Source organism: Pseudomonas sp. GL-R-26, assembly GCF_019947365.1.
Lineage (GTDB): Bacteria > Pseudomonadota > Gammaproteobacteria > Pseudomonadales > Pseudomonadaceae > Aquipseudomonas.
This window is the reverse complement of sequence record NZ_JAGYGI010000079.1, coordinates 1-1,299: the sequence shown is the minus strand read 5'-3', so window position 1 is coordinate 1,299 and position 1,299 is coordinate 1. Positions and strand designations below refer to the sequence as shown.

The window sequence follows — 1,299 nt, the reverse complement described above, 5'->3', positions numbered from 1 at the left end:
TGCTCACCGTGACCTTGTCACCCTGGCCCGATGGCTCATCGGTGACAGTGGTGGTGAACTGGTCCTTGCCCAGGGTCAACTTCTCGAAATTGTCCGCGCCGGTAACCGATTCCAGTTTGTTGACGATCGGTGCCTGGCCGCCGGTGAACACGTCATCGGCAGCGGTGATGGTCGCCGTGCCAGTCGCGGTATTGGCCGGGACTTTGATTTGTGTGCCGTCAGTCAGGGAGAAAGTGAGTTCACCGTGATTGTTCAGCGGCAGACCGGCCGCGTTGGTCAGGGTCACGGTGTAGGTGACTTGGCCACCTTCGGCCACGGTGGATTTGTCCGCGGTCAGGGTGGCGATCACTTCGCTGACGGTGTCGTTGATAGCAACCGACGCAGGACCGCCAATGACCAGATTCTCAAACGTCTTACCGGCAACGCTAGCATCAGCGATGCCCAGCGATACGCTACCGCCATCCTTGTAAACGTCATCACCTTGCGCCGGCAATGCATAGCCAACTTGAGTTGCGCCTGCGGCGATGACCACAGTTTGGCCATTGCTGAGAGTCACCGTCAGGTCGTGATCTAACTTCTGGTCGAGTTTGATGGTGAAAGTCGGTGCCTGGTTCTCCAGCACCGGACCAGCGCTTTCGATGGTAACGGTGACCTTGTCGATCACATCGGAAATCGTGGTGACTGCTGGAGTGTTGTTGAGCACCAGGTTTTCAAAGTTGCCGCCGGTGGTGACGGTGATGGTGGTGCTGACGGTGCTGCCATTCACATAAACATCGTTGGCCGCAGTCGGCACGTTGACGCTGCCGCTGGTCTGACCCGCTTCGATGGTGATGACCGAGCCGTTGCTCAAGGTCACGGTCATCGGCGTGCCGGCCGGATTGCTCAGGGTGGCGGTGTAGGTGATCTGGCCGCCTTCGGTGATGTTGCCGGTGGCGGTCAGGGTCAGGCCGGTGTTGTCCACGGAGTCGGTGATGGTGGTCACGGCCGGGGTGGTGTTCGGCACCAGGTTTTCGAAGTTGCCGCCGGTGGTACCGGTGATGGTGGTGCTGACGGTGCTGCCGTTGACATAGACGTCATTGGCCGCAGTCGGCACGTTGACGCTGCCGCTGGTCTGGCCCGCTTCGATGGTAATGACCGAGCCATTGCTCAAGGTCACGGTCATCGGCGTGCCCGCCGGATTGGTCAGGGTCGCGGTGTAGGTGATCTGACCGCCTTCGGTGATGTTGCCGTTGGCCGTCAGGGTCAGGCCGGTGTTGTCCACGGAGTCGGTGATGGTGGTCACGGCCGGGGTGGTGTTCG

The 1,299-nt window shown here is 60.5% G+C and carries 1 protein-coding gene; it reads right to left on the bottom strand.

The genetic code is table 11. The features are described from left to right. Nucleotides 1-1,299: immunoglobulin-like domain-containing protein (locus KGA96_RS29595; RefSeq protein ID WP_223516085.1), on the bottom strand; the 1,299-nt coding region annotated here is incomplete at both ends.